This window comes from Mucilaginibacter sp. 21P, assembly GCF_019331605.1.
Lineage (GTDB): Bacteria > Bacteroidota > Bacteroidia > Sphingobacteriales > Sphingobacteriaceae > Mucilaginibacter > Mucilaginibacter achroorhodeus.
Map to the genome: position 1 here is coordinate 1,597,593 of NZ_CP063061.1, position 20,804 is coordinate 1,618,396.

Annotated in this window: 22 protein-coding genes and 1 tRNA gene; 12 read left to right on the top strand and 11 right to left on the bottom strand. The window is 42.8% G+C overall.

Annotated elements, in window-relative coordinates; translation table 11 throughout:
- Nucleotides 1–32 precede the first annotated feature (32 nt).
- Nucleotides 33–635 (bottom strand): ParA family protein, encoded by a 603-nt coding sequence (locus INP83_RS07165; RefSeq protein ID WP_219126887.1) that lies wholly within the window; start codon nt 633–635, stop codon nt 33–35.
- 312 nt (nt 636–947) lie between these two features.
- Here INP83_RS07165 and INP83_RS07170 point away from each other — a divergent pair, with 312 nt between their 5' ends.
- From INP83_RS07170 to INP83_RS07190, 5 genes are all read left to right on the top strand, one after another.
- Complete coding sequence (locus tag INP83_RS07170; protein WP_219126888.1) at nt 948–1,592, top strand: Crp/Fnr family transcriptional regulator; 645 nt, start codon at nt 948–950, stop codon at nt 1,590–1,592.
- Nucleotides 1,593–1,664: 72 nt separating this feature from the next.
- Entirely contained in the window at nt 1,665–2,468 is an 804-nt protein-coding gene (locus INP83_RS07175; protein WP_219126889.1) for a sulfite exporter TauE/SafE family protein, read from the top strand.
- Between the two features lie 153 nt (nt 2,469–2,621).
- Nucleotides 2,622–4,037, top strand: coding sequence for a rhodanese-like domain-containing protein (locus INP83_RS07180; RefSeq protein ID WP_219126890.1), 1,416 nt, complete (start codon nt 2,622–2,624; stop codon nt 4,035–4,037).
- 107 nt (nt 4,038–4,144) lie between these two features.
- Entirely contained in the window at nt 4,145–4,687 is a 543-nt protein-coding gene (locus INP83_RS07185; protein ID WP_255563274.1) for a YeeE/YedE family protein, read from the top strand.
- 3 nt (nt 4,688–4,690) lie between these two features.
- On the top strand, nt 4,691–5,104 hold the full coding sequence (locus INP83_RS07190; RefSeq protein WP_219126892.1) for a DUF6691 family protein: 414 nt from the start codon (nt 4,691–4,693) through the stop codon (nt 5,102–5,104).
- Between the two features lie 308 nt (nt 5,105–5,412).
- Here the strand turns inward: INP83_RS07190 and INP83_RS07195 are convergent, their stop codons facing one another.
- The 4 genes from INP83_RS07195 to INP83_RS07210 all read right to left on the bottom strand — a co-directional run bounded on the left by INP83_RS07195 (nt 5,413) and on the right by INP83_RS07210 (nt 8,162).
- Nucleotides 5,413–5,679: a helix-turn-helix domain-containing protein gene (locus INP83_RS07195; RefSeq protein WP_219126893.1), complete on the bottom strand. Its 267-nt coding sequence runs from the start codon at nt 5,677–5,679 to the stop codon at nt 5,413–5,415.
- A gap of 186 nt (nt 5,680–5,865) precedes the next feature.
- A complete protein-coding gene (locus INP83_RS07200) occupies nt 5,866–6,399 on the bottom strand; it encodes a GNAT family N-acetyltransferase (RefSeq protein ID WP_219126894.1) in 534 nt (177 codons plus the stop codon).
- 19 nt (nt 6,400–6,418) lie between these two features.
- The gene (locus INP83_RS07205; RefSeq protein WP_219126895.1) at nt 6,419–7,132 is read right to left on the bottom strand and encodes a LytTR family DNA-binding domain-containing protein; all 714 of its coding nucleotides are present in this window, start codon (nt 7,130–7,132) and stop codon (nt 6,419–6,421) included.
- Nucleotides 7,125–8,162 (bottom strand): sensor histidine kinase, encoded by a 1,038-nt coding sequence (locus tag INP83_RS07210; protein WP_219126896.1) that lies wholly within the window; start codon nt 8,160–8,162, stop codon nt 7,125–7,127. The genes INP83_RS07205 and INP83_RS07210 overlap by 8 nt, the downstream gene beginning before the upstream one ends.
- Nucleotides 8,163–8,328: 166 nt before the next feature.
- Here INP83_RS07210 and INP83_RS07215 point away from each other — a divergent pair, with 166 nt between their 5' ends.
- The 5 genes from INP83_RS07215 to INP83_RS07235 all read left to right on the top strand — a co-directional run bounded on the left by INP83_RS07215 (nt 8,329) and on the right by INP83_RS07235 (nt 13,942).
- Nucleotides 8,329–10,773 (top strand): outer membrane beta-barrel family protein, encoded by a 2,445-nt coding sequence (locus INP83_RS07215; RefSeq protein ID WP_219126897.1) that lies wholly within the window; start codon nt 8,329–8,331, stop codon nt 10,771–10,773.
- 12 nt (nt 10,774–10,785) lie between these two features.
- The gene (locus INP83_RS07220; RefSeq protein ID WP_219126898.1) at nt 10,786–11,208 is read left to right on the top strand and encodes a DoxX family protein; all 423 of its coding nucleotides are present in this window, start codon (nt 10,786–10,788) and stop codon (nt 11,206–11,208) included.
- Nucleotides 11,205–11,816 carry an NAD(P)/FAD-dependent oxidoreductase gene (locus INP83_RS07225; protein WP_219126899.1) on the top strand — a complete coding sequence of 204 codons (612 nt, stop codon included), beginning with the start codon at nt 11,205–11,207 and terminating at the stop codon, nt 11,814–11,816. The genes INP83_RS07220 and INP83_RS07225 overlap by 4 nt, the downstream gene beginning before the upstream one ends.
- Before the next feature lie 555 nt (nt 11,817–12,371).
- A complete protein-coding gene (locus tag INP83_RS07230) occupies nt 12,372–12,950 on the top strand; it encodes a Crp/Fnr family transcriptional regulator (RefSeq protein ID WP_219126900.1) in 579 nt (192 codons plus the stop codon).
- 71 nt (nt 12,951–13,021) lie between these two features.
- Nucleotides 13,022–13,942 carry a DUF4267 domain-containing protein gene (locus INP83_RS07235; RefSeq protein WP_219126901.1) on the top strand — a complete coding sequence of 307 codons (921 nt, stop codon included), beginning with the start codon at nt 13,022–13,024 and terminating at the stop codon, nt 13,940–13,942.
- A gap of 179 nt (nt 13,943–14,121) precedes the next feature.
- Here the strand turns inward: INP83_RS07235 and INP83_RS07240 are convergent, their stop codons facing one another.
- From INP83_RS07240 to INP83_RS07260, 5 genes are all read right to left on the bottom strand, one after another.
- The gene (locus INP83_RS07240; RefSeq protein ID WP_219126902.1) at nt 14,122–15,366 is read right to left on the bottom strand and encodes a type II toxin-antitoxin system HipA family toxin; all 1,245 of its coding nucleotides are present in this window, start codon (nt 15,364–15,366) and stop codon (nt 14,122–14,124) included.
- A gap of 4 nt (nt 15,367–15,370) precedes the next feature.
- Nucleotides 15,371–15,679, bottom strand: a complete 309-nt coding sequence (locus tag INP83_RS07245; protein WP_219126903.1) for a helix-turn-helix domain-containing protein — start codon at nt 15,677–15,679, stop codon at nt 15,371–15,373.
- Between the two features lie 163 nt (nt 15,680–15,842).
- The gene (locus tag INP83_RS07250; protein WP_219126904.1) at nt 15,843–16,367 is read right to left on the bottom strand and encodes an ORF6N domain-containing protein; all 525 of its coding nucleotides are present in this window, start codon (nt 16,365–16,367) and stop codon (nt 15,843–15,845) included.
- Nucleotides 16,368–16,396: 29 nt separating this feature from the next.
- A complete protein-coding gene (locus tag INP83_RS07255; protein WP_219126905.1) occupies nt 16,397–17,611 on the bottom strand; it encodes a site-specific integrase in 1,215 nt (404 codons plus the stop codon).
- A 372-nt stretch (nt 17,612–17,983) separates the two neighbouring features.
- A tRNA-Ser gene (locus INP83_RS07260) sits at nt 17,984–18,071 on the bottom strand.
- 240 nt (nt 18,072–18,311) lie between these two features.
- Here INP83_RS07260 and INP83_RS07265 point away from each other — a divergent pair.
- Both INP83_RS07265 and cdaA read left to right on the top strand, forming a co-directional pair.
- A complete protein-coding gene (locus INP83_RS07265) occupies nt 18,312–19,283 on the top strand; it encodes a polyprenyl synthetase family protein (protein WP_219126906.1) in 972 nt (323 codons plus the stop codon).
- 209 nt (nt 19,284–19,492) lie between these two features.
- Nucleotides 19,493–20,284, top strand: coding sequence for a diadenylate cyclase CdaA (gene cdaA, locus INP83_RS07270; RefSeq protein ID WP_219126907.1), 792 nt, complete (start codon nt 19,493–19,495; stop codon nt 20,282–20,284).
- On the opposite strand, the gene INP83_RS07275 is transcribed toward cdaA, so the two are convergent.
- Nucleotides 20,281–20,667, bottom strand: a complete 387-nt coding sequence (locus INP83_RS07275) for a hypothetical protein (RefSeq protein ID WP_219126908.1) — start codon at nt 20,665–20,667, stop codon at nt 20,281–20,283. The genes cdaA and INP83_RS07275 overlap by 4 nt on opposite strands.
- Nucleotides 20,668–20,804: the final 137 nt, after the last annotated feature.

Sequence of the window (20,804 nt, forward strand, 5' to 3'; positions counted from 1 at the left end):
ATGTTATTTTCCAGTGTTGTTCTTTTATTCATTCAACTGATGAGCTCAACGATCTCTTCGGCAAGACCAGTGATCTCATGCACTGCCTTGACATCGGTACCCTGTAATATACCACCGGTCATAGAAGATCGGGCATAACTGACCCGGTCATAGATCCGGGTATTGAGTAATGGCGTACCCAGGTTAAGTAAAAGGTCATAGACCTCCTGCGTTAGACCGGAACGCGGCTTCAACATATTCAGGACAATGCCAGCTTTAAGATTTCCATTTTTTGCCTGCGCAAATTTGACCAGCGCTAAGGTCGCGCGGATAGCCATGACATCGAAGAACCCGGCTTTGGTCGGGATTAGTACGAAGTCCGAACCGTCGAAAAGGTCGGCCAGGCGATTAGAAAGATAGGGAGGCGTATCTACGATGACCAGGTCATAAGGTAAAGCAAGTATATCCTCAAGCCGGTCAGGTGACAAAATTTCGATGTCATCAAATTCATCTTTGATATGGTAGATGCTTCCCTGCAGATCGGCATCTATTAACGCAACTTTTAATTGATCCTTAAAGGACAATGCAAGGTTTAATGCCAGGGTGCTTTTTCCGACCCCGCCTTTTTGATGTGCCAATGTGATGATCTTTGCCATTTTCTTTTAGATCGATGTTCAAATACAGATCTGAACAAGTGAATAATTGAACAATTGTATAGCAAAGGTCTGACCTATGACGGTGGGTAACATCCGAGAATGTCCGAGTCGGATAGCATTTTTTTGCTCTTATTACTGATCGGCATTCATCTACGGGCGATAAATTTTATATGAAAAGATTTAAGCCTGAACATGAGTGCTCTAATTTTACAAATAGGCCTTATTTTTTGGTATAATTCCAACTCATCTTTACACGATCTTTGCCAATGAGTGGGCTGAGGCAGACCATCCAATTATTAAATATTTTTCAATATGAGTGACAAAACGAATTTAGAGCATTTTATTGACAAGAATTTTCCGCAGTTCGAGCCAGCCTTGAAAAGATTTCTTGTTAACAGTGCATCATTGATCCGTATACCCGCGGGCGAAGTTGTCATGCGCCCAGGTCAGTATATAAAGAACATGATGATGATCGTAGAAGGTAGGGTAAAACTATACCGCGAAGGCGAGGATGGCGGCGAGTTCTTTATGTACTACCTGGAGCCGGGTAATGCCTGTGCGCTCACAATGATCTGCGCGACCAAACAGGAAACCAGTGAGATCATGGCGAAAGCCATTGATGATACTATCGTACTGTCTGTGCCCATTGGTTTAATGGATACGATGATGACGACTTACAAAACCTGGCATTATTTCGTGCTGGAAACCTACCGGTCAAGGTATGAGGAATTGTTGGTGGTCATAGACCATATCGCTTTTAAAGACATGGATCAGCGTTTGTTCTCCTACCTGCAAAACCAATATCAAAAAGTAAAAGCTCGGGAAATAAAGATCACGCACAGTGAGATCGCCGCCGATCTCAATTCATCCCGAGAGGTGATCTCGCGCTTGCTGAAAAAAATGGAACAGCGTGGTGACATTGCTTTGTATCGCAGCTACATTGAATGGAAAAAATAACAGGCCAGGTGACTTAAGTCACCGTCTTTGTTATAGTCTCACACCGATGTTTGTGTATCAATATTTACGCACATGGAGATCATCGCATACGCAGCTGCAGCATTCATTGGAATATCTTTAGGACTCATTGGTGGTGGCGGTTCTATCATGACCGTGCCGGTTTTGGTGTACCTGTTCGGCACCAATCCTTTGCTCGCGACCTCATATTCATTATTCATCGTTGGCTCCACCAGTATGGTTGGTGCTTACAGCAATTACCGAAAAGGATTAGTAAGTTTTAAAACAGCTTTGCTATTCGGCCTGACATCGATCAGCACCGTTTTTTTAACCCGAAAGTTCCTCATTCCGTTAATACCTGAACACATTGCGCAATTCGGGTCGTTCGAGTTGACGGCTGGCATACTGACCATGGTATTATTCGCTATTTTAATGGTGGCTGCTGCAGTTGCAATGATCAACAGTGGCCGTAATAAGGAAGCCACTAGGAGTGTCGGCAAAACGGAACTTAATGTGCCCAAGCTGTTGGGTTACGGAATTACGATCGGGCTTGCTACAGGCCTGTTAGGTGCAGGAGGCGGCTTTCTGCTGATACCTACACTGGTATTACTGGTAGGACTGCAGATGAAAGAAGCCGTAGGAACATCGTTACTCATCATTGCCTTGAATTCCCTGGTCGGTTTTACCGGCGACCAGGGCCACTTCCAGATCGATTGGCCTTTTCTGATCAAAGTTACAGCCATTGCCATTGCGGGGATATTTATAGGTGGTGCCATTAATAAAAATATAGACGGCTCTAAGCTTAAAATAGGGTTTGGCTGGTTCATACTCTTAATGGGCATTCTCATCATCACTAAAGAACTCATCCTGAATAATTGAACGACGTGCACTATTCCGGGCCACTGTGCTGGCGGATGTACGGTATACGATCTCCGCCAATTAATTAATTAACGAATGAGGTTAAGTGACATTTGTCACCGTCCGCAGGAGCCGGCGCTTTCGATATTTGCATAAAATATTATAAATGACATCATGATCATTGAACAAATATATACGGGTTGTTTAGAGCAGGGCGCTTACTACATCCAATCTGGAAATGAAGCTGCCATTATAGATCCCCTTCGCGAGGTTGAACCTTATATTAATAAGGCCACATCGGCGGGCGTACAGATCAAATATGTTTTTGAAACGCATTTTCATGCCGATTTTGTTTCGGGACACCTTGACCTGGCGCAAAAAACAGGTGCTCAGATCATCTATGGTCCGAAGGCCGAAACGGGTTTCCATGCCTACGTTGCACACGACCACGAAGAGTTTAAGGTAGGTGAAGCCATAATAAGGGTTTTACATACGCCAGGCCATACCATAGAGTCGACCTGTTACCTGCTGATCGATGAAGCAGGTAAAGAAACAGCCCTGTTTTCGGGTGATACCCTGTTTATCGGTGACGTGGGTCGGCCAGACCTGGCTCAAAAATCCGACAGTCTGACAAAGCAAGATCTTGCCGGATATCTGTACGAATCGTTACGCGCAAAAATCATGACCTTAAGTGATGATATCCTCGTGTATCCTGCACATGGAGCCGGATCAGCCTGTGGTAAAAATATGAGCAAGGAGACTTCTGACACCTTAGGTAATCAAAAGAGAAGTAATTACGCTTTGCGTTCAGACATGACGAAGGCCGAATTTATTGCCGAGGTAACCCAAGGCTTACAACCGCCGCCTGCGTACTTTCCGCTTAACGTAAAAATGAACAAGGACGGTTATGAGAGCTTTGAAAAGGTGTTATACAGAGGGATGCGACCGCTCACGCCTGACAATTTTGAAATAGTAGCCAACGCAATCGGTGCACTGATGCTTGATACAAGGGATGCCCAAAGCTTCGCCAAAGAATTTATTCCTAATGCGATCAACATTGGAATTGATGGAAGTTTTGCGCCTTGGGTAGGTGCGCTGATCCCGGATATTGATATGCCGATATTGCTTATTGCCGAGGATGGCCGGGAGGAGGAAGTGTTGACACGCCTTGCCCGGGTAGGTTATGACAATGCCGTTGGGTTTTTACAAGGCGGTGTAGCTGCCTGGAAAGCGTCAGGCAAAGAGACCGACAGCATCCGTTCGGTAACACCCGAGGAGTTGAATGATATAAGTAAGCAACAACCTATCGAGATATTAGATGTGCGCAAAGAAAGTGAATTTACGGCTGAGCACCTGCTTGATGCCGAAAATTTCCCACTTGATCATATCAATGATCACTTGGCTAAATTGGATCGCAAAAAGACCTATTATGTTCATTGTGCCGGGGGCTACCGCTCTATGATATTTAACTCCATGTTGCGTGCCCGTGGATTTGAAGATCTGGTTGATGTAAAAGGCGGTTTTAAGGCTTTAAAAGGATCGGGTGGGTTTGAAATAAGCAATTATGTGTGTCCAAGCACCTTGTTATAGTGTGTTTAGGTATTGATGTGATATTAAACTGGCCAGTGCAGATAATGCCTGGCTTAAATACAGATTCGATAACAATATTAAACTTATAAATAAAAATGCTTGACTTAATGAAACAACCCTGGCCCTGGTATACATCGGGCTTAGCCATCGCCGCAATAATGGTCACACTGTTGTACTTTGGTAGATCATTCGGTTTTTCGTCAAATCTGCGGACCATGTGTACCATTGCAGGCGCAGGTAAACGCACCCCATTTTTCGATCTTGATTGGCGTACACAAAAGTGGAACCTGCTGTTTTTGGCAGGGTCAGTTATAGGAGGTGTTATCTCGTCAACCTTGCTTAATAGTGGCCAGCCTTTGCAACTCGCACTTGCCACGATCAAAGATCTGAGCGCGTTAGGTATTCATTTTGATGGACAGCTCAATCCATCACAGTTGTTTAGCCTTCAGGCCTTATCGGTAAAAAACGTTTTGCTCATGCTGGCTGGTGGCGTTCTGGTTGGGTTTGGCTCGCGTTATGCAGGCGGGTGTACCTCTGGCCATGCTATCAGCGGACTGTCCAATTTGCAACTTCCATCGCTGGTTGCTGTTATTGGTTTCTTTGCAGGTGGGCTCGTAATGACCCATTTACTTTTACCCCTGATCTTTTAACTTATGAGAGGATCTAAATTTATTCTGGCCGGTATTGCTTTTGGAATAATTATGGCTAAATCTGAGGCGATATCTTGGTATCGCATTCAGGAAATGTTTCGCTTTCAGTCGTTTCACATGTACGGCATTATTGGTACAGCAGTGACCTTCGGCGTGCTTGCAGTATATTTAATTAAGCGGTTTAATTTCAAAGATTCGCAGGGCAACCCAATTTTTTTACCCGATAAAGATAAAAGCTGGACCAAATACATTTTAGGCGGGCTGATTTTTGGGTTAGGCTGGGCGCTAACCGGTGCTTGTCCGGGGCCTATGTTCGTCAATGTTGGCTACGGTTATCTTTCTATGATCCTGGTCATCACCGGAGCTTTGATTGGTACTTATGTTTACGGAATAATAAGATCAAAGTTGCCGCATTAGCACATAAGCTTTGAACTGGTGCTGAATCTAAGGACAAATTTGGATCAAGCAACCTTGATAATAATTATATGATGATTGGTATTTTAAATAACCGTAATCATCGAGTTGTTTGATGCATTTATGGTAAGTTGCAATAGAGTTTATGTGGGATAAGCGCATTAAATCCTTCCTGAAAATCTTGAATCTACTATTGTAGTTGCTCTTACTCCATCGAGAGATCACTGCTGCATAAAGACTGATGTGACTGGGAAGTAATCGTTCATCTTTGATAGCCTTTTCTAAAAAGGCATTCATGTGCTTGATCGCGTTCATCTTTGACCTCCTTCAAGCAACTTCAGTATCTCCTCCCGTTTGTAATACATGATCCTGCCAACACGGCTATAACTCAATGTGCCGTTAATGCGTAGCGTTTGTAAGGTGCTTGCTGATATCCGAAGTAGTTTCCTCACTTCATCGCTTTTTAACCACTGTTTCATTTGTGTACCGGGAACAGCGATGATGTTTTTAATATCTTCTAATAATTGTTGCCTGAATTGTTGCAGGTCATCTTTTGTTAAAATGTCGATTGCTGCCATAACTTGAAATCTTTCAACAAAGTTATTCGACCATTGACTCTTGAAACTCCGATGCACTCCGAGTCGGATAAAGATTTATTATAAAAATATGGGAAAATAAAAGTTGGAAAAAAATCGTGACTAAAAGCTTTTAACTTTTAATGTGTTTTTCTTTGTAGCAAGATCAACAATTAAGGTTAAATGACATTATTTTGCCTCTTGCCAATTCCTTTTTAAGAGTGCATACTGCAATGTGTTTACATAGATTGGATTCCCGTTACTATCATTGATAAAAGAGATATACTCTTCGAATAACCCTTCCTTGCGCATACCAAGTCGTTCACATAACTTTTGAGAAGGTAAATTATCATCCTCTACATAACAATATATCCTACGTGCACTTTTCTCATAGAAAAGGTAGTTGAATAAACCTTTCGCTGCTTCTTTAGCGAAACCTTTTCCTTGATAAGCTGGATTAAAATTCCAACCGATATTGTAAGTATCTCCTTCTTCAATGGCAAACAAGTGCCCGATGAGCAGATCATGGTCATTCAGGCAAACCGCGAACTGCGTTGGGTCTTGCTGTTTTCTTGAAGCTTCCAGCAAAGCCTCCTCCATTGTAGCCAACTTTTCGTCAGCGAAGCAATTCACTGTCGGGCTATAAAGGTAACTGAATAGCTGAGCGGCGTCAGATCCACTGAATTGCCTTACCACTAACCTGTCGGTTTGATAGAATTCCATTTTATTTTCGATGTGTTGCTTATTTCAATTTCTCCATCAACTCACGGCGATAGGTGTTACCGATAGGTATCGCCGTGCCGCCAGCCATTTCCAGTTGACCGCCGGATAGTTTTTTGATCTTGCTAAGCGATACGATAAAAGATTTGTGCACACGCTGGAAGATCAGAGGGTCGAGTTTTTGCACGATCTCTGTTGTTGTTACAGGGCTAAGGAACGTTTGCTTATCGGTGTATACTTTAATGTAATTGCCCCAGCTTTGTATATAGATCACCTCTTTACTTTCAACTCTTATCAGTCCACTATCCACTTTCAATAGAACAGATGAAGAGGGCACATTGCTGTCATCTACCGAAATTACCGAAGCCGATGTTTGCATTCGTGAATAGGCGTTGTCGATCGCCTGGATAAATCGCTGAAATTCGAATGGTTTGACCAGGTAGTCCACCACCCGGTATTCGTAACTTTCCAACGCGTGCTCCCGGTAAGCGGTCGTTAAAATGACCATAGGTGGGTTGGAAAGCGATCTTAACATCTGTAAACCACTAAGTCCTGGCATGTTGATGTCTAAAAACATCAGGTCAACCGGATATATGTGTAGGTGCTCCAATGCTTCTAAAGCATTGTAAAAGGAATCGGTTACTTCAATATGCTTTAAATTCTGAAGGTAGTGTTTTATTACGAGGTGAGCTCCTTCCTCGTCGTCGACGATAATACAGGAAATTTTTTTAGCCATGAGCAAGTGCGTTTAATTGAATAAATAACCTGGTTCGAAAAATCTCCGCATCTGAAGTAGCAGACAGTTCATATTTACCGTCATAAAGCATTTTTAGTCGTTCGCGGATGTTGACCAACCCTATCCCCGTAGAAGGCGTGGTCAGGTTCTGATCAGGCATCGAATTTTCAATGTACAGATATAAACGGCCGTCCACAGCACGGACCTTAATGTGGACGAACCAATCCCTTGTTGCTGTGACGCTATGCTTAAAAGCGTTCTCAACCAAGGTGATCAATATCAATGGAGCAATAGTATATGATCGTAAAGCCCGCACCTCGTCCTCAATAAGATATTCTATTTTACATCTTTTGCCGACGCGCTCCTGTTCCATGGCGATATAGTTATCGATGAATTGGAGTTCGTCAGGAATGCTAACCTGGTCTTTAGTGCCGCTTTCTAATTGATAACGCATTAAAGCTGAAAGCTTAAGGATGAGATTAGGCGTACGTCCAGGATCTGTCAGACTTACTGCATAAAGGTTGTTGAACATATTAAAAAAGAAATGCGGGTTGAGCTGGGCATGCATGAATTTGAGATTAATCTCGCTCAATAAGAGCTGCGCTTCATTCCGCTTCTGTAATGCGCTCGAATATTGCCTGACCAGGAAGATCGATAAAATGGTGAAAGTGCTGATAATGCAAAGCACAAAATGATAAAGCATCCCTTTGATCAGTGATTCGCCATTTCCAAAGATCTCAGGGGCAATCCAGTAATAATCAAGAACCATCAAGATCGCGGAAACGATCAGTGTAGATATGACAAAGAGGAAAAAATACGCTTTATGCCTTTTCGCCAGAAACAGCGGGAAAAGCAAACGGCGGTGCAATTGCGCTTGCCCATATAGCAAGGAGAAAAAAATCAGCCCTTTAACAAGATCCATTAGAGTATCCATCTTCATCCACTCATGCAGCATGGTCAACACGAACATGGCGACAAAGATGATCAGCTCCTGGAAAGTCCGGGTTTTATAAAACTTGAATTGATTCATGATCGATCAGATCATTGCGGATCTGTTAAACAAAAATCGACCATTTAGAACCAAGTTCCAAAGTTTAATGATGAACGCAGTTCGTCATCTTTCCGCAGCGCTTTGTCATTAATTTTTTCGAGGCCGCGCTCTTAACAGGAGCTTTGGCTTATTAAACGTTACTAATATGTTCAAATCAATAATTTACAGCTTACTGGTCGTCTTATCGCTGACCATTAGTTTTGAAGTTACCAAAGCACAGGGACAAAGCAGTGCGGTGCCACCTTCAAAGATCACCGGCCTGGTGATCGATTCACTGACCAAACAACCCGTCGAGATGGCAACGATCAGCTTGTCGGTCAACGGTAGGATCATTCGTTCCGTGGCTTCAGATATTTCAGGGAAATTTTCGTTCCCGATACCGGGGAACAGCCCATATGTGATAATTGCTTCTTTTATCGGTTATCAAAATTATACCAGTATGCCTTTCAACGGAGCTAAGCACCTGCTGATCGCACTTAAAAATAATGCCGCCTCACTCAATGAAGTGATCGTGAAAGCAAAAACACCCCCATTACAAAACAAAGGTGATAAGTTGATCTATAATGCTGTTGCTGACATCAGTAACAAAGCCGGATCAGCCACAGATGTACTAAGAAAAGTACCCATGCTCACCGTTGGTGGGGACGGTGAGGTAAAACTACGCGGCAACTCAAATATTAAAGTCCTGCTTAATGGAATGCCATCCGGGATGATGGCTAAAAACCTGAAAGAGGCTTTAAAGATGATACCGGCCAGTTCTATTAAATCCATAGAAGTGATCACCTCTCCGTCCGCCAAATATGAAGCAGAAGGTGCAGCGGGAATTATCAATATCATCACTAAAAAGACGATCAAAGGGACCAATGGCAGCGTAGATCTGAGCGGTGGTAACCTGGAGCAATCTGCCAATGCAGCGTTGAATGTTAATCGGGAAAAGTTTGATTATAGTATTAACCTGAACACCAACCGAAACCAGTTACGTACCATGTCTATGTTGGAAAGAACATCCCTCGCCAACGGGCAACAGGCAGGTTCACTAGACCAGCGAAATGATGCGACTCAATATGACCGTGGAACCAGTGCCGGCGGTAGCTTCAACTATCGTCCGGATAGTTCACAAAAGATCGGAGCGGACCTGTCCTACTGGCGTGGCAGCTGGCCAGCAAAAAGTTCGCTATATAATCGCTACGCTGATGCTACAGGTTTGTCTGAGTACAACCAGCAAAGCCGCCAGTCCGGTCTTTTTAACTACTATGAACTGGGACTGAATTACCAAAAGAAAATGCGTAGGAAGGGACAGGAGCTGGATATCCGGGGACTCATCGGTAAGGCTGACGAACGTTCGGACTACTTGACCAATCAATTCGATCTAACCGGTTTCAAGTATTTTACCGAAAGAGGGCCCAATACCGGTAAGACGTGGGATACCGATCTCCAGGCTGGCTATGCGCATCCTCTAAATGAAAGTGGAAAAAGCCTTTTGGAAACAGGCGTAAGATTTACGCGCGCCAGTTCGCAAACCGCTTATGAAGTATTTAATAATCTTTCTAAGCCAGGAAGTGAACAACTGGATAGGATCGGATCCCGGTCAGACGCTATGAACTACTTCCAAAATATTTATGCTGGCTACGTAAGCTTGAGATTGGAAACCGGCAAACAATGGATCATCCGTCCGGGGCTGAGGTTCGAAGAGACATCGATCAACAGTAGCTTTAAAAGTAACCAGCCTTCGTTTATTTCAAGTTTCCATAACTGGGTACCCAACCTGCTGATCGCAAAAAAACTGAATGACCAGCACGAGTTCCGATTTAATTATACTGAGCGCATCCGCAGGCCTTTTATCTGGGACCTGAACCCCTATGTCAATGCAAGTGATCCAAGGAACCTTACCTCAGGTAATCCCCGGCTGCGACCTGAAAAAACAAGGATGTTGGAGCTGGGACATAATTACACCGGTAATTCTGGTCTAATGCTTAACAGCAGCGTCTACTACCAGTCCAACAATGATGCGATAGAGTCTTTCACCACTGTCAATGCGCAGGGCATCTCTCTGACCACGCCGAGCAATGTCGCTTCAAGCAAGCGACTGGGCAGCAACATTAACGCCTCTTTGGAAGTCACCAACGACTGGACGATCAACGGTGGCCTGGAGCTTTACCGCGTTTGGTTCAAGAGCCCGACCATTTCTGTTAGTAATAGCGGCAATTTTTACGCTGTTAATTTTAATACTGCTTACACGCTTCCAAAGGCTGTTACGCTACAACTGTCAGGTGATTACAGCAATGGATTTGTTACCCTGCAGGGCCGAAACACCGCTTACTGGAATTACCGGATATCGGCACAAAAAGAATTTCTTAACAAAAAAGCAAGTGTATTGATCAGCTTGAACAACCCTTTTCAGAAAACCTTCCTTCAACGCAGTTACACTACAGCACCTACATTCAGGGATAACCTGACCAGCAACCTTTATAACCGGGCGTTTACCGTAGCATTTAGCTGGAAGTTCGGGTCTGTGAAAAGTAAACCAACCAGCGAAGAAAAGGCAAGGGACGAAGAAGTTCCGAGCTCAAGACGCCGTGGTAAATTGTGATCAAATATTATTATGCAAGACATCAAAACACAATCGAACGTATCAGTCTCTATGCTGCTGATACGCCTTTCGACCGGCGGTCTGCTGTTATTTCATGGTGCCGCTAAATTATCACATGGGCACAGTTTTATCCGGGAGATACTGGCAGAAAAAGGCATGCCTGAATGGCTATGGTTAGGCGTTCCGCTGACCGAAGTGTTTTCACCGGTGCTTTTATTGCTGGGTGTATTCACACGCATGGCCGGCGCCGGCATTGCCCTCCCGATGCTGATCACGATCTTTCTTGCACACATGCCGGGGGCATTCAATAATACTGATACAGGCGGCTTAATGGTTGAATTAAACCTGATTTATATGTCAGGTGCCTTATCCATCGCATTCGCTGGCCCGGGTAAATTCCGCGTTTATAACCCCTCAACATATTGGTTGCAATGATCGATCTGTCAATTCTCCATAATTTGCTAACCGAAAATGGCACCTTAGCCTATGCCGACCTGATAATTGCAGCTGATGGGGCAAATTCCAAAGTCAGAAGATATGTTACCGACATTGAGCGCATTTGCGCAGGTATTACCATTATGGAAGGAAATGTTTATAACGCAGCTACAAATGCACCGAGTTTATGGGAATTGACCTCCGGTGGAAAAGTTTTTGCCCATTGGAACGGTAAAACGATTGTTCTAAGTGCAAAGGGTGAAGGCTCGCTCTCGTTTTATACTACCATTAAAGAGACAGCGGAATGGGTAAAAGACCCGGGTATTGATTTTACGGATAAAAAGCAGGTGTTTACCTGGTTCAAGCAGCGCTTTGCTGATTGGAGTGATGCTTGGCAAGAAATATTTATTACTGATGAATCCTACTTTGTTCATCGTCCGCAGTATTATTTTACAATTGATCAATCCTGGCAAACTCGTTCAAACCTAACCTTACTCGGGGATGCGGCCCACCAGACGCCACCTTCTGGAGATGGTGTGAATCAGGCTATGCTGGATGCTGTAGATTTATATGAAGCCCTTTGCATGGAAGATTTTAAAACAATATAGGAGGCTATTGCCGCATATGAACGTAAAATGCTTGACAGGACCTCTGTAGTAAACAAGGAGGCGTTAGAGTTGGTAGATGCCATGCAATCCGATAACAATCTTCAGTTTATGCTTAACTTCTTTAACGGCTTCCAGAAGCATTGAGCAACGCAGAGGGTCAAGGCACCTGAACTTGTTGTGATAAATCCATCAGCCATTGGTGTTAAAATTTAGATTTTTAAATTTATTTAACCAGCGAGTTTGTGTTGACTTCTATTTCTCTTTGAATTCATGTCAAGGCGATTTTCAAGCCTTCTATCGAAATTATCTATTATCATCCTTGACCGAACAAGTATATTAAAGTTTTTAATTTTTTAAACTAGATACTACCCGTCAGCTCAACAGACTTATTACTTAGTATAATTTGCTACCTTAAGTGGAGGTCAGCTTTTGTTGCCCTCTGCTTGATATCGCAAATTAGGACATCTAAAGTCACAGATACGCTTTTATGATAAAAGGTACGTTAAACTATTTAGTATTTAATTTTAAGATCTTAAAGTACAATTAGAGAAAACGATGATAGATCTATTGTTAAAGACGATTGAAAAAGCAGTAGTCATAGATAAAAATGAGAAAGAACTCATTGCCGGGCTTTTTCATGAAAAAAAATATGGGAAGGGCGAATATTTTTTGAAAGAAGGCGATGTGTGTAAGTACGTTGGATTTATGATCAGTGGCGTGATGCGCTATTATATTAACGATGATGGAGAGGATAAGACTTATGGATTTGCTAAAGAATCTGAATTTATCTGCAACAATGAAAGTTTTCTTCCCCAGTTGCCATCACGCCAAAGTATCCAGGCCCTGGAGGATTGTAATTTATTGGTCATCGGATACAATGATCTTCAAAGATTTTATATATCATTTAAAAACGGTGAACGTTTTGGAAGGCTTGTGATTGAGCAGGTATTTATAAAGACCTTACGGGGATTTAATTCTTTTTATACAGATTCCCCGGAAATCCGTTATGAAAAATTTGTTAAGGAATATCCCGATTTGTTGCAGCGAATTCCGCAGTATTATATTGCTTCATATGTCGGCGTCAAACCGCAATCGCTGAGTCGTATCCGGAGTAGAAATCTAAGGCGGGAATGAGTTATTAACTCAGGTGCATGAACGGTGAAAACTGTACAAATAACTTTGTTGTGAACTTAAAAATAAAGATTATGACAACGAGAATTTGTTACTGCATTTCATTGATAACAGCAGCAGGACTTCTATTTATAGGCCTGAGATTTTTGATCTCACCGGTTAAAGCCGAATTTGATTACGGTATTTCCGTTAATATGCAAACTGATTATTCTTTTCACTACATCAAAGGAATTCGGGATTTATTTTCGGGTATTCTTCTGATGCTCCTGGTGTTAACAAAGCAAAGAAAGGCATTGGCTTTGACACTACTTGCAGCGACTGTTGTTCCACTGGGTGATTTAATGATTGTTATGGTCAAAAATGGAGGCGATTGGCAACATGGCATAGCTCATCTGATCGCTTTAGCGATCTGTTTGATAGTCGGCCCCATACTCTTAATGCAAAATCCGAAGAAAAATGCAACGGATAGTGAAGCTTACTTCAATTTAATTCATTCTGCTGTTGATGGTGGACCTAGAGTGATTGAATGTGATCTGCTTCCGGGAGCAAAAACACCCTGGCATTATCATACATCATTTTCAGAGAAATTTGACGTCCTGAAAGGTGAACTGGAGGTAGGGAAGGCTGGCAAACGTTACCAACTCAAAGCTGGCGATCATATAATTATTATGGCCAACGAAACACATCTTTTTTACAACAGGTCTAAGGAGGTATGCCGGGTAAGGACGACCATAGATCCAGGCAATTTTCAATTTGAACATGCCTCGCTAATCATTTCGGGTCTGATGAAGGACGGTCTTACAAACAGTAACGGAATACCGAAAAAGCTTTCAGATCTAGCTCTGTTCATCTACCTTAATAACTCTAAAATGACAGGAGCGATGAAAATTGTAGAACCAGTATTAGCTTTTATTGCAAACATTGCTATAAAAATGGGGCGGCTTAAAGTTCTTGAGGAAACCTATTGTAAGAAGGCTGATCCTAACACAATTTGATAGATATAACAATAAATTTAATCAGCTTTCTGATAAATGATTAACGACTAGTGAAATTTGCAAAGTTTAAATTGCTGTGTTCATTAAAAAGTAGGGAAAAGTATTATCTATCTACGGGTGTTAAGACACCCGTTTTCTTAACACTTTATACTTGGGTTTGAGTATAAAATCTTTAGTACCTATGATTCGAATGCATCAGCCATCAATTCCTGATCCCGACGTGAAAGCCCGATGTTTGCCGCGACATCCCGCCAGGTTTTGACTGCCTCTTTAATTTCTTCCAGGCGTTTTGTTGCATTCGCTGAATTCAGTCGAAAAAAAGTAGCAACCTCAAGCGCAAGTTCCGTATCCAGTGAATTATCGTCCTCAGAAATGTTCAAGGTAAGACCTGTTCCATAGGGATTAGGATTTATATCGTATGCCGGTGATAGGTCCCAACCGCCGTCACGAAGTAGGAAGCCATGGTTTCTAAGGTGATCATCCGTGTTTTTGACCAGTATATTGAAAACGATCCGGCTCCATAATTCTTTCAAGTTTTCATCGACATTTCTTCCTTGTTTTTGTATAACCGAGACAAGGTCCAGGTAACTGGCGCCTGTGTTGAAGTCTGCACCATCCTGCTGCCCCAATAAGGTCATCGCCGAGGCGAAATGGATCCGTATTTGCTGCATGCGGTCAAAACGTTTGCTTAGGAAGGTATAGTGATTTCCTGAGAATTTTTGTACCTGAGCATCCGGTACCTTCAGTCCGGCTGTTCTTGCCAATCTCAACACTACCATTTCCCAGCCTGCCATGTCATATTCGTCAGTGACACTGGGGAATTTAGCGATCCAAAGGTCGCCTTCAGGATCGGTAACGCTGGCTTTAGGACGCGCCCCGCCAAGCGAAGCGCCTGGTGCCATTAGCATATTTAACCATTTCAATTCTTCTGAGTCATCTTTTGCTTTATCCCGCTCAACTTGCTGACTGGCAAACTCCAGGTCGCGCAGGCTGACCCATGGCGGTGCAGCAAGGGCTTGTTCGTCGTTCATAAAGATGCCTTCAGGATTAGTCTTGAAGCGTAGTCCGCCCATACGTATCCCGTCGAATACGCCGAGTAAAAAATCTTGTTCGAAAAGTGGCCTGGCCTTGCGTTCCTCTCGACGGGCCAGGATAGCTTCGCGTCTTTTCATCAGCACACGGCCCCAGCGGTCAGGCGAGGAATCCAGGAACATTCCAAAATTTGGTTTCCCGTCGTTCAGGTACTGCGGACCGGCAAACAACTGTAAATCGGGATCAAGCAGCTGCGCCTGCGGGTTCTGTAACCACGTTGCGTTGTAATTAAAAGAAAATATCTCTTTGCCACGTACCAATTCGGCATGCAGCACACCGATTTGTGTAGTTGCATCTAAGCCATTCCAATCGGCGTATACGTAAATTTCCATAGCATTACTTCTTTGGTGAGCGTTCTCTGGTGATTAATCCGGCATCCTGTAATTTTCTGCCCAACTCGTCATCTGAACCCAATTTTAGAAAATCCTTTTCCAGACCCAGTACAAACAAAACCTGGAAGTAAGCACCCATGGTAACAGAGGGTTTGCCTTTCTCTACCTGCCATAATGTAGACCTACTGATCCCGGCACGTTCACTGACTTGCTCCATGCTCAATTTACGCCTTAAACGGGCTAACTTGAGATTCTCTCCAAACTCTGTCAATACGCGTTGCGCTTTAGGTAGCAGGATCAATTCATTTTTCATAACGTTTTATATAATGAACAAAAATACGTTATAATGTTTAATTTATAAAACACTAATTATGAAAAAGAAATGACCAAGACAATTGTTAATATTACTTTTATCATTAAATGAAGTGATCAAATTAAAAGGATCCCAATTTGAGATCCTTTTATTTATTCCGCTGTTAATTACCTTTTAATTTGAAGCCGATCGGCTCACGGGGTTCATCATTTTGATGAATTAATTGCTTTAATGCCCGAAAAATGGATTGTATATCGTCATCATGCTGAACAATCAATTTTTCGATCTGTTCGAATTTAAGAAGTAAATCCTTCTGCGAGAGCAGCATTTCTCTGAATTTCACGAACACTTCTATGATCTTGATGCTCATGTCAATTGCTTGCTGACTTTTAACGACGTTGGCAAGCATAAGAATACCATGTTCGCTAAATGCGTATGGTAATGCACCGCCTAATGCTTTACGTGAAGGTATCACATTTTGTGATACCATAGCATCGACCTCTTTATCTGTGAGCTGAAACATGAAATGGCTGGGGAAACGTTCAATATTTCGTTTAACCTGCTGTCTCAAACGTATCGGGATCGTGCCATACATTTCAGCCAGATCTTTATCGAGCATAACCTTAATGCCCCTTATCAAATATATTTTTTCAGCGATCATCTGATCGCTTGTAGCTAACTCATTCATAGTTGAATTTTTTTGATCATGTTAAAGCTTTATGCACCAATCTTCGCCTTGAGGGCCTGCATGTCCTTACTTAATTTGATATTAAGCACTTTCGCATACTCCTGGGTCGTTTTAATACTGGAGTGGCCAAGCATAACTGAAACACTTTCAATGGGAACATCATTGGCAAGGGTCACGGTGGTAGCGAAAGTGTGCCTGGCAATATGGAATGTCAACTCGGTCTTGATCCCACACATCTCTGCGATCTCCTTGAGATAATCATTTACTTTCTGATTAGATGGAACTGGGAAAACCAAACCAGAGTTAGCACACTTAGGGTGATACTCATACTTCCGCATCAGGTCAATGGCCTGCGGCAGCAAAGGAACCCTTGTCGGAACATCTGTTTTTTGACGATTTGTAACGATCCATATCTCGCCATCATAACGATTGGTCAGATGGTTGCGATGTAGTTTTTTTACATCTACATATGCCAGGCCAGTAAAACAACTGAACAAAAAGATATCTCTTACCTGCTCGAGGCGGCTTGAGGCAAATTCTTTATACATCAGCCTGTCAAGGTCGGACTGTTCAAGACATACCCGTTGAACGCGCTTTGTCTTTCCTTTATATTTCATGAAAGGATTTCTGTCGATCCAACCGTTATCAAGACAGATCAGTACGATCTTTTTAAAGTTACGGATGTACTTTACAGCGGAATTGTTGCCACAATTCCTTTCCGACCTGAGCCAATAATCGTAATCTACTACAAATTGGTGATCGATCTTACGTACGGGTATGTCTTTCAGATGGTATCTCCACTGGAGAAAGCGCTGCGTATGCGCAAGCGAGATCCGGTACCTGCTCAGGGTTCCTTTGGAACCGCTGTTACCGATAAGTTTTTCATAGCGATCGTTATGATCCTGAAATATCTCGATCAGCATTTTGGGATGCTCATCCTTACCGAGGAAACGGTTCTTCAAAGTTTCTGCAGTGATCAATTCATCGGCTTTGATCATCGCGCTGTGGGCGTCATCCACCTGGGCACGAAGGGTGTCGAGGTAGTTATTAAAAGTTTTGACGTTCTCTTTGGTGCCCTTCATGCGCCCTGCGGAACTCACCCATTGTGACGGTTCGCATTCACGGCCTGTACTCAGCTCAGAACGCTTGCCATCGACCGTAATACGCATGTACACAGGCTTGGTGCCTGATACATAGTTTCTTGGACTTTTCAAGTAGAAAAGTACACTGAAAATTGTCTTCATAATGACTCACTAAATGGTTAAACAAATTTAGATCTACGGTCACTTTCAGACAAGATGTTCAATTTTTGAACTGGCTGTCAATCAGATGAATAACCCCTTTTTGGTGAGTCAGGCCAAAATTGAAATGACTCACCGAATGACGCACCAAAAGCAAATTGGTACTCAGGACGGATCAACATGTTCATTTTTTGAACTGGCTGTCAGTCAGGTAATTAACCCCTTTCTGGTGAGTCAGGCCGAAAATCGAAATGACTCACCGAATTACGCACCAAAAACTTACGAATCGGCGTATAAAACAGCTTAACGAAAAATAGAAAAAGCCCGTTTCCATGCGAAATACGGGCTTTTATTTTATCCTGGTATGAAAATCAGCGGAGAGGGAGGGATTCGAACCCTCGATACGCTTTTGACGTATACACACTTTCCAGGCGTGCTCTTTCGACCACTCAGACACCTCTCCGTTTTTATAAGGATTGCAAAGGTAAAATATTATAACAAAAAAGCGGAACCTTTTTGGGGTCCCGCTTTTCACGAAAACTTTAACTCACAAAAACTAAACTTATGCTGTTATTACTAACTGATATAATAGAGTAGCTTACCCGCAAATGGTTTAACGCCACACTAAAAAAATCTGATGTTTGTACATATATATCTTATAAACCTTATGTTTGCCTCCTGAATAAAAGGCTGGCCTGTTTGCATGCTAAACATCAACGAAATTAAGAAACCCATTGCTGCAGAAATTGATGTTTTTGAGGGAAAGTTTAAAGCCTCAATGCAAAGTTCTGTTCCCCTGCTTGATCGTATTACGCATTACATTGTTAAGCGCAAGGGAAAGCAGATAAGGCCAATGTTTGTTTTCTTCTCAGCCAGCATTTGTGGCGGCATAAATGAATCTACGCATCGCGGTGCCGCGCTTGTAGAACTGTTACACACTGCCACCCTGGTGCATGATGATGTGGTTGATAACTCATATCAACGCCGTGGTTTTTTCTCTATCAACGCCCTTTGGAAAAACAAGATTGCCGTTTTGGTTGGCGATTACCTGCTGAGCAAGGGTTTGCTGCTTTCTGTTGATAATGGTGATTTTGGTTTGCTAAAGATAGTTTCTGAAGCCGTAAAGCAAATGAGCGAGGGCGAGTTATTACAAGTGGAGAAGGTTCGCCGTATGGATGTAAGCGAAGATGTTTATTACGAAGTGATAAGGCAAAAAACCGCTTCGCTGATTGCCTCTTGCTGTGCTTGTGGGGCCGCTTCTGCAGGTGCTGATGAAGCCACCGTTGAAAAGATCCGCTTGTTTGGCGAAAAGATAGGTATAGCCTTCCAGATCAAAGATGATATGTTTGATTTTGGAACCGATGATGTAGGCAAACCTTTAGGTATAGATATCAAAGAGAAGAAGGTTACCCTTCCGCTTATTTATGTGCTAAACAGTGCCAGTGGTGCCGAAAAGAAACGCATGGTAGGCATGGTCAAAAGCCATAACGATGACCCCAAGAAAATAGCCGAGATCATCAGTTTTGTTAAAAGCAACGGCGGCCTGCAATACGCCCAAACCCAAATGGAAAAATATCAGCAGGAAGCTTTTGATATCCTTAACACCTTTCCGCCATCCGAGGCCCGCACCGGGTTAGAGCAATTGGTGAGGTACACTACTGAGAGAAATAAGTAAGGTTTGAGCCTTAAGTCGAAAGTCAAAAAACAACTTGTCATTCTGAGCGAAGCGCGGCAATCTCGCCATATGCAGATTTAAGCGCGAAGAGATTACCACGTCGCTGACTCTCCTCGCAATGACATGTTTATGAATGCGATCAACAAATCCTTTGCTCAAGGTTCAGAACACAACTACCAATCTTCCACAAAATCTGTTAACTTCGTGATATGCATTTCCCTGAACTCAACTTTCCAAAATTTGGCATTTTTGATGTGCTGGATATATTGCTGGTAGCTTTTCTCATCTATCAGTTATATAACCTTATCAGGGGTACCATTGCTGCCAATATCTTCATTGGTTTCATCACCATTTATCTCGTTTACCGCATTGTGGATGCATTGCACATGCAGATGCTATCAGGCATTCTCAGCAAATTTGCAGATGTAGGCATCATTGCAATTATTATCGTTTTTCAGCAAGAAGTGAGGCGGTTTTTGCTGTTGGTTGGTAAGAATGCATCGCTGCAGCGTAACAAAACCTGGTGGAAGTATTTTTTTGGCAAAGCTGATGTGGAAAAGAACAACTACGCACGCATAAAGCCTATTATTGATGCCTGCAAAAGCATGAAGCAAACGCGCACCGGCGCATTGATCGTTTTCGCTAAATATTACGATGAACAGTTTTACCAGAACAGCTGCGAAGTTTTGGATGCCAAAATATCGAAAAGGGTTTTAGAAAGTATTTTCCAAAAGAACAGTCCGCTGCATGATGGAGCGGTAGTTATCTCAGAGAACAAGATTAAGTCGGCGAGTTGTATTCTACCGGTTACTGAGAAGTCTGATCTTCCTGCTCAATTTGGATTGCGCCACCGTGCAGGTATTGGTGTAACCGAAGCAAATGACGCCACTGCTATCATCGTATCAGAAGAAACCGGCGAGATCTCTTACGCCAAACAGGGCCGTATCAAGATGGATGTTAGCTTTGCCGAATTGGAGAAACTACTCAATAAAGATTTTTAAGGGATCGCAACCACGCTGTCGCGGTTATTCTTCGGTTGCGGAGCGGCACCCATAACAGGCATCTTTGAATTACCCTTAAGCTTTACCACCGGGATTTTTGAGTAGAACGGGATCACCTTAACAGCAGGGCCATAGTTAGTGTTGGCTCGTAATGGCAATGTTTTGTTCTGAGGAATTTCCGCATACATTTTGTTGAGGTTGCCCAAATTATTTTGACTGTCCATCTTCAATTGCGGGAACTTCTTTAGAAAGGTGCTATCAGCCTTTAAATTCTTTGATAACTGCTGGTTGAAGAAATTATCAGCAGAATTTGCAGGAGCTTTTTGAGCCGATGCCATGCCGGCTACACAAACAGATACTACCAGGAAGAACAACTTTTTCATAACAAGGTAATTACGTAATACTAAGATAATAAACAAGACGAAAATTTGTTGGCATCTGTTGCTTGGTGTAAATGTTAAAACGAAAACTTTAACATTTGTGATAAAACAATAGCCGCTCCTTTTGGGGGGAGCGGCTA

Excerpts from the sequence above, each read along its gene's own strand:
- INP83_RS07165 (WP_219126887.1), bottom strand. The coding sequence starts at position 635 with ATGGCAAAGATCATCACATTGGCACATCAAAAAGGCGGGGTCGGAAAA.
- INP83_RS07170 (WP_219126888.1), top strand. The coding sequence starts at position 948 with ATGAGTGACAAAACGAATTTAGAGCATTTTATTGACAAGAATTTTCCG.
- INP83_RS07175 (WP_219126889.1), top strand. The coding sequence starts at position 1,665 with ATGGAGATCATCGCATACGCAGCTGCAGCATTCATTGGAATATCTTTA.
- INP83_RS07180 (WP_219126890.1), top strand. The coding sequence starts at position 2,622 with ATGATCATTGAACAAATATATACGGGTTGTTTAGAGCAGGGCGCTTAC.
- INP83_RS07185 (WP_255563274.1), top strand. The coding sequence starts at position 4,145 with ATGAAACAACCCTGGCCCTGGTATACATCGGGCTTAGCCATCGCCGCA.
- INP83_RS07190 (WP_219126892.1), top strand. The coding sequence starts at position 4,691 with ATGAGAGGATCTAAATTTATTCTGGCCGGTATTGCTTTTGGAATAATT.
- INP83_RS07195 (WP_219126893.1), bottom strand. The coding sequence starts at position 5,679 with ATGGCAGCAATCGACATTTTAACAAAAGATGACCTGCAACAATTCAGG.
- INP83_RS07200 (WP_219126894.1), bottom strand. The coding sequence starts at position 6,399 with ATGGAATTCTATCAAACCGACAGGTTAGTGGTAAGGCAATTCAGTGGA.
- INP83_RS07205 (WP_219126895.1), bottom strand. The coding sequence starts at position 7,132 with ATGGCTAAAAAAATTTCCTGTATTATCGTCGACGACGAGGAAGGAGCT.
- INP83_RS07210 (WP_219126896.1), bottom strand. The coding sequence starts at position 8,162 with ATGAATCAATTCAAGTTTTATAAAACCCGGACTTTCCAGGAGCTGATC.
- INP83_RS07215 (WP_219126897.1), top strand. The coding sequence starts at position 8,329 with ATGTTCAAATCAATAATTTACAGCTTACTGGTCGTCTTATCGCTGACC.
- INP83_RS07220 (WP_219126898.1), top strand. The coding sequence starts at position 10,786 with ATGCAAGACATCAAAACACAATCGAACGTATCAGTCTCTATGCTGCTG.
- INP83_RS07225 (WP_219126899.1), top strand. The coding sequence starts at position 11,205 with ATGATCGATCTGTCAATTCTCCATAATTTGCTAACCGAAAATGGCACC.
- INP83_RS07230 (WP_219126900.1), top strand. The coding sequence starts at position 12,372 with ATGATAGATCTATTGTTAAAGACGATTGAAAAAGCAGTAGTCATAGAT.
- INP83_RS07235 (WP_219126901.1), top strand. The coding sequence starts at position 13,022 with ATGACAACGAGAATTTGTTACTGCATTTCATTGATAACAGCAGCAGGA.
- INP83_RS07240 (WP_219126902.1), bottom strand. The coding sequence starts at position 15,366 with ATGGAAATTTACGTATACGCCGATTGGAATGGCTTAGATGCAACTACA.
- INP83_RS07245 (WP_219126903.1), bottom strand. The coding sequence starts at position 15,679 with ATGAAAAATGAATTGATCCTGCTACCTAAAGCGCAACGCGTATTGACA.
- INP83_RS07250 (WP_219126904.1), bottom strand. The coding sequence starts at position 16,367 with ATGAATGAGTTAGCTACAAGCGATCAGATGATCGCTGAAAAAATATAT.
- INP83_RS07255 (WP_219126905.1), bottom strand. The coding sequence starts at position 17,611 with ATGAAGACAATTTTCAGTGTACTTTTCTACTTGAAAAGTCCAAGAAAC.
- INP83_RS07265 (WP_219126906.1), top strand. The coding sequence starts at position 18,312 with ATGCTAAACATCAACGAAATTAAGAAACCCATTGCTGCAGAAATTGAT.
- cdaA (WP_219126907.1), top strand. The coding sequence starts at position 19,493 with ATGCATTTCCCTGAACTCAACTTTCCAAAATTTGGCATTTTTGATGTG.
- INP83_RS07275 (WP_219126908.1), bottom strand. The coding sequence starts at position 20,667 with ATGAAAAAGTTGTTCTTCCTGGTAGTATCTGTTTGTGTAGCCGGCATG.